Genomic DNA, 5,953 nt, shown 5'->3' on the forward strand with positions numbered 1-5,953 from the left:
GGGCATTGCGTTTCTTTATTAGCGAACCACCTGATTTCCCACAACTCAGGGCGACAAGCACTGCTTTGCAAATCACATGAGTCAAACCCCTCTACCCGGGTAGAAGTACACAAGTCTAAAGATGACCCCTAGACAGTGATTGATATCCTCTCAGGCACCCCTTCTCAGGATTTGTCTCAGTATGCAATTCTCACGCGAGTTTGGAGTCAGACGGTGGGCATTGAGCTCGCGTTGTTAGAAGCCGGCATCAATTACCATATGGATGGCTACCCCGGTGTATTCCACTCCAATGAAGCGCAAAGTATTTGCGCACTGTTGGAGTTGGCATGTGGACACTTTAAAACCATGTCTACTGAGCAACGGGCTTTGAAACTGGACCTTCTGTTTCATTTTCCACATGTGGGTTTACCCGACACACAGATCAAGGCCTTTTGTCATACACTTGCTCAGCATGACAGCAATTGGGGACAATTGACCAAGGAAGCCATACCTGAAGATATTAAGCGTATACAAGCTATAAAATTAGAACGGCTGGCAAGAGCACTGAATGCGCTAGAGAACAAACCGCAGCCCTTAGCCGCGACCTTTGCAAGCTATTTTAATGAAACTGAATTATATGAAGGGATTCGTTCTCTTAGCCTGAGCCACGATCATGCAGAGGAAAAAGTCGCCTCAATTCAGGGAATTGCCCGCTTTCTAGCTCAACACAAGCTTAGCCTCGAAGATACGCTCAAGCTTTTTATTAAGCTACAACAAGACTCCGAGCAACATAACCATAAGACTAAAAAAACCGATACGGTCCAGCTATCGACCATTCATCGCGCAAAAGGCCTCGAGTGGAAACAAGTCATTATTCCCGGTCTCAACAACAAAACCCTGCCCTATACCTACAAAGATGAAATGCTAAGCAAAGCCTTGCTCGAAAGTGAAAGGCGTCTGTTATACGTCGCAATGACGCGTGCCAAAGAATGCTTACACCTCCTTATTCCTGAAGATGTTTCGAACAGCAAAGCTCAAATTTCACGTTTCCAGCATGAGCTTAATATCCCGCAAAGCACAGCGTTGGGAAGTGCTCTGGATAGTAAGCAAATAGAAGTCGCATTAGGCAAACCAAGTCGTATTACGAGGCAATATGCAGAAGAGTTACGGTGCACCTTGGTCGCTAGTGATATGGCTTCAGAAAATACTTCAACGAGCAGTGCAATATGGTTCGCAAATACGGTTAAGCATGTAGTACTTGGCTTAGGTTGGGTAAAAGAAGAGTCAGGAAATGCTTTTTCAGTCGAATTCGAAGATAAAGAGCTACGCACATTCAGTAAAGAAACAGCAGATCGCTTCTTTACTGTATTGGACTAGGCTTTCAAGCGCCTAATCGCTATTTGGTAGCGCCCTGATACCGCCCATTTCATCAATGGCCACATAGATAAAAACAGCTTCGGTAATCTTACGGGTTTGACTACCTCGTGTATCGGTTCCGAAAACCTCTACTCGAATTTTCATCGAACTACGCCCGGTATCCATTAGCTCGGTATAGCAACTTACTTGGTCACCGATAGAAACTGGCGATAAAAACTCTACTCTTTCAATCGCAACAGTCGCTGAGCGGCCTTTAGATATCTGGCTCGCTGCGGTCGCTGCGGCCAAATCCATCTGTTCCATTAACCAGCCAGCGTAAATGTCACCATGTACATTGGTATTACGAGGCATCGCAATGACTTGCAAAGTCAGACGACCCGAAGGCCCCAAACCCGATTCAGATGAATTCATTTGATCTCTTTCCTTTAATAAAGCGGCTTGCTTTCAGTATAGCCAAGATCGGAAAAGTGCCAGTGAAAATCATACACATGTGACCAAAACTTGAACTGGCCCCGAATATTTCATTTTTTGTCATAAAAATTGGTCAATGCCGAAGCGACTTTCTTAGATTTAGCTATCTAAGCAATACAACAACTCCCCGCTAAGCCCCGTAGATATGGGATCTAACAGTTTTTTTACATTCTTATGACACTTATGTGACAAACAAGACGGAGCTGTCACATAACTGTAACATTGCATCTTTATAGTGGCCTCATCAAGAAAGTAAGCAAACAAATTTTTCGGCAATTAAGCCACTTAGGAGCACTCAAGATGATAAAGAAAATAGTTAGTATCTTAGCCCTCAGTACATTAGGTGCTGTGAGCACTGCACACGCAGATGTTGATCCAAACCTTCCTAAATACGAGAAAGCCAGTGGCGTTTCAGGCAACCTTTCAAGTGTTGGTTCTGATACCTTGGCAAACCTGATGACACTTTGGGCCGAAGACTTTAAGCGTAACTACCCAAATGTAAACATTCAGATTCAAGCAGCGGGTTCTTCAACTGCGCCTCCAGCTTTGACTGAAGGTACCTCAAACATTGGCCCAATGAGCCGTATGATGAAAGACAAAGAGCGCGGCGCATTCGAAAAGCGTCACGGTTATGCGCCAACAGCCGTTCCAGTTGCAATCGATGCATTAGCAGTATTCGTAAACAAAGATAACCCAATCAAAGGTTTGACTATTCCTCAGATCGACGCGGTTTTTTCATCTACTCGTAAGTGTGGCTTCGACAAAGAAGTAAAAACTTGGGGTGACTTGGGTGTGACGGGTAACTTGGCTGGCCAAACTGTTCAGCTTTTCGGTCGTAACTCTGTATCAGGTACTTACGGTTACTTCAAAAAGAAAGCACTATGTAAAGGTGACTTCAAGAACAACGTAAATGAGCAGCCAGGTTCAGCATCAGTTGTTCAGGGCGTATCTGAGTCTATCAACGGTATCGGTTACTCAGGTATCGGTTACAAGACTGCATCTGTTCGCGCACTACCACTTAGCAAAAAAGCAAGCCAGCCATTTGTTGAAGCGACTTCAGCAAACGCGGTAACAGGCAAATATCCACTATCTCGCTTCCTATATGTTTACATCAATAAAGCGCCTAACAAAGACTTGTCTCCACTTGAAGCAGAGTTTGTTAAGTCAGTATTGTCTCAGCAAGGTCAGGAAGTTGTGGTAAAAGACGGTTACGTTCCACTACCTTCAAAAGTTGCTGAAAAGAGCTTGAAGGAACTTGGCCTACTGTAAATAACACAGGCTACTTCCGTCAGGGATGACGGTTACAAATTGTAATATAATAAAAAATCTTCTCACCATTCTATGATGAGGAGATTTTTACTTTATAATACGCGCACTTTTTACACGCTAAATCTTATTCGCAAAGATAATCTGGACATGACGACTATGAATAAAGCTGCTGTATCTGAGCCACCTAAGCTCGACTTTGATAGCCCTAAACTCGTACGCTACCGTAAGATTAGGAAGATCAAAGACCAGGTTGCAAGCACCTCTATTGGCATGGGAGGAGGCAGTGTCATCTTGGCGATCACGCTGATTTTCTTCTATCTGCTTTATGAAGTTATGCCATTGTTCGAGTCGGCTGAAATTGAGGCCGTCAGTGAATACCAAGTTCCAGCAGCAGACTCAGGCACAACGCTATACTACGCCATGGAAGAGCAAGCTGAAAAAGCCCTTCGTGTGACGGATCAGGGCAATATTATCTTCTTCAATACGCAAGACGGCAGCGTTGTCAGTAATCAGCGCCTACCCATCCCTGAAGGCGTTAGTGTCACAAGCGTCAGTGCTGCAGAGCCCGCCAGTCGCACTATTTTGGCAGGTTTGAGTAATGGCCAAATTATTATCGTTAAGCACAGCTACAAGATCACCTATCCAAACGATAAGCGCCTTATTACGCCTTATATCGAGTTTCCCTTTGGCGAAGAGCCAATGGATATGGACGAATCAGGGCACCCAATTACATTTGTCTCATTATCATTAACTGAAGACGCCATTTTGATCGTTGGCGCGAATGATCAAAGTGAACTGTTCTCAACTCGCTTCTCAAAAGAAGAAAACTTCATGACCGGTGAGGTAATGCTTGAAGCAGAGCCTGTTAGCATGCCGACATTGAATAGTGAACCAAAGTTCGTCATCGCTGAACCCGGTATGCGCTGGGTTTTTGTAGCATCGGAAAAAGACATCAACATCTTCGACCTGGCCGATAACGAACAGGCGACCATTAACGGCACCGTTCATTTGCCCGAGAACAGAGACATTATCGGCATGGAACTTTTACTTGGCGGTTCCTCTATATTGGTGACTGAGTCCGGCGGGATTGTTTCTCAATGGTTTATGGTTCGTGACGACAACAACCACTACTCATTACAGCGAATTCGTGACTTCTCAATTGATGAAGATTCTACGGCAGAAATCACATCAATCGCCATTGAACACCGCCGAAAAGGCTTTGCCTCGGTAGATGATAGCGGCACCATTTCTTTGTTCAACACGACTGCTCACAGCACAACATTAGAGAAGAAAGTAAGCGACGCCGCCATCACACATGCCAGCATCGCACCTCGCGCTAACTATGTATTAGTCGAAAATGAGCAAGGTCAGATTAGCTTCTGGCACATTGACAACGAACACCCTGAAATTTCTTTCTCAGCCCTATGGCAAGAAGTTTGGTACGAAGGGTACCAAGAGCCAGAGTACGTTTGGCAGTCTTCAGCCTCTAACAACGACTTTGAACCAAAGTACAGCCTGTCGCCACTTGCCTTTGGTACATTAAAAGCAGCATTTTACGCTATGCTAGTCGCGACGCCACTTGCTATCTGCGGCGCGCTATATACGGCTTACTTCATGGCACCCGCACTGCGTCGTAAAGTGAAGCCTTCGATAGAACTTATGGAAGCACTACCGACGGTTATCCTCGGTTTCTTGGCAGGTCTGTTTTTCGCGCCATTCATGGAAGATCACTTACCAGGCATCTTTGCTTGGCTCTTGATTACCCCGCTCTCTTTACTTGCGTTTGGCTTCATTTGGGTGAACTTACCCGACCGAATTAGACACGCCGTACCGGAAGGCTGGGACCCCGTGCTGTTAATTCCGGTTATCTTGTTAGCCTCGTGGTTCAGTATCGAAATTAGCCCGGTATTGGAAGTCGCCTTCTTTGGCGGCGATATGCGGTCTTGGTTGACCAATGAAATGGGCATCGATTTTGACCAGCGTAACGCCTTAGTCGTGGGCGCCGCGATGGGCTTTGCCGTCATTCCTACTATCTTCTCGATTACTGAAGATGCGATTTTCAGTGTACCGAAGCATTTGAGCTATGGCTCTCTGGCATTGGGTGCTACCCAGTGGCAAACCATGACTCGCGTCATTCTTCCTACGGCAAGCCCGGGTATCTTCTCTGCTGTAATGATCGGTATGGGTCGTGCAGTTGGTGAAACCATGATCGTATTGATGGCAACGGGTAACACGCCAATCATGGATGTGAATATTTTTGAAGGCATGAGAACCTTGTCTGCCAACATCGCAGTTGAAATGCCAGAATCCGAAGTCGGCAGTACACACTACCGTATCTTGTTCCTGGCAGCCTTTGTATTGTTCCTCTTTACCTTTGTTGTTAACACCTTTGCTGAATGGGTTCGTCAGAGCCTTCGTTCTAAGTACAGCGTAATTTAAGGATTAAAATCATGAGAGTACCTTTAAAGAAATGGTTTAAAGACGGCGATCCTTGGGTTTGGTTAAACGCTGGCGCGGTCGCAATCAGCTTGGTGATGGTCTTTAGCCTGTTAATCCTGATCGCTTCACGTGGTTTAGTGCACTTCTGGGCACATGATGTCGTCGAGGCTGATGTAGAAAACCGAAATGGCGGTACCTATAAAATCATGGGTGAGCTGGTCGAAACAGAAAGTGTTTCTGCTGTTCAGCTGAGAGAGGCTGGTTACAAGGTTCCTCAAGGCGTCGAGTTTATGGATCGTCACCTGCTTAAAATGGGTAACCGGGATGTAACGGGCAGTGACTTCCGCTGGGTATTGGATGCCTCCTTAAGTAATCGTCATTACCCTGAAGATATTATCGCAATGGAACGTCGCGAATG

General features: G+C 45.6%; 4 protein-coding genes and 1 pseudogene. 4 read left to right on the forward strand and 1 reads right to left on the reverse strand.

Going from position 1 to position 5,953, the window contains the following annotated elements:
• Nucleotides 1-135: 135 nt before the first annotated feature.
• The gene (locus A3735_RS00170) at nt 136-1,356 is read left to right on the forward strand and encodes a 3'-5' exonuclease (RefSeq protein ID WP_082885743.1); all 1,221 of its coding nucleotides are present in this window, start codon (nt 136-138) and stop codon (nt 1,354-1,356) included.
• A 12-nt stretch (nt 1,357-1,368) separates the two neighbouring features.
• On the opposite strand, the gene A3735_RS00175 is transcribed toward A3735_RS00170, so the two are convergent.
• Nucleotides 1,369-1,767, reverse strand: a complete 399-nt coding sequence (locus A3735_RS00175; protein WP_068514412.1) for an acyl-CoA thioesterase — start codon at nt 1,765-1,767, stop codon at nt 1,369-1,371.
• A gap of 360 nt (nt 1,768-2,127) precedes the next feature.
• On the opposite strand from A3735_RS00175, the gene A3735_RS00180 reads away from it, so the two are divergent.
• The 3 genes and pseudogenes from A3735_RS00180 to A3735_RS00190 all read left to right on the forward strand — a co-directional run.
• The gene (locus A3735_RS00180) at nt 2,128-3,096 is read left to right on the forward strand and encodes a PstS family phosphate ABC transporter substrate-binding protein (RefSeq protein ID WP_068514415.1); all 969 of its coding nucleotides are present in this window, start codon (nt 2,128-2,130) and stop codon (nt 3,094-3,096) included.
• A 156-nt stretch (nt 3,097-3,252) separates the two neighbouring features.
• Nucleotides 3,253-5,535 carry an ABC transporter permease subunit gene (locus tag A3735_RS00185; RefSeq protein WP_068514474.1) on the forward strand — a complete coding sequence of 761 codons (2,283 nt, stop codon included), beginning with the start codon at nt 3,253-3,255 and terminating at the stop codon, nt 5,533-5,535.
• Nucleotides 5,536-5,546: 11 nt separating this feature from the next.
• Nucleotides 5,547-5,953 (forward strand): annotated as a pseudogene (locus A3735_RS00190) (phosphate ABC transporter, permease protein PstA); the annotation flags it as partial.

The organism is Oleiphilus sp. HI0061 (genome assembly GCF_001635675.1).

Excerpts from the sequence above, each read along its gene's own strand:
- A3735_RS00185 (WP_068514474.1), top strand. The coding sequence starts at position 3,253 with ATGAATAAAGCTGCTGTATCTGAGCCACCTAAGCTCGACTTTGATAGC.
- A3735_RS00175 (WP_068514412.1), bottom strand. The coding sequence starts at position 1,767 with ATGAATTCATCTGAATCGGGTTTGGGGCCTTCGGGTCGTCTGACTTTG.
- A3735_RS00180 (WP_068514415.1), top strand. The coding sequence starts at position 2,128 with ATGATAAAGAAAATAGTTAGTATCTTAGCCCTCAGTACATTAGGTGCT.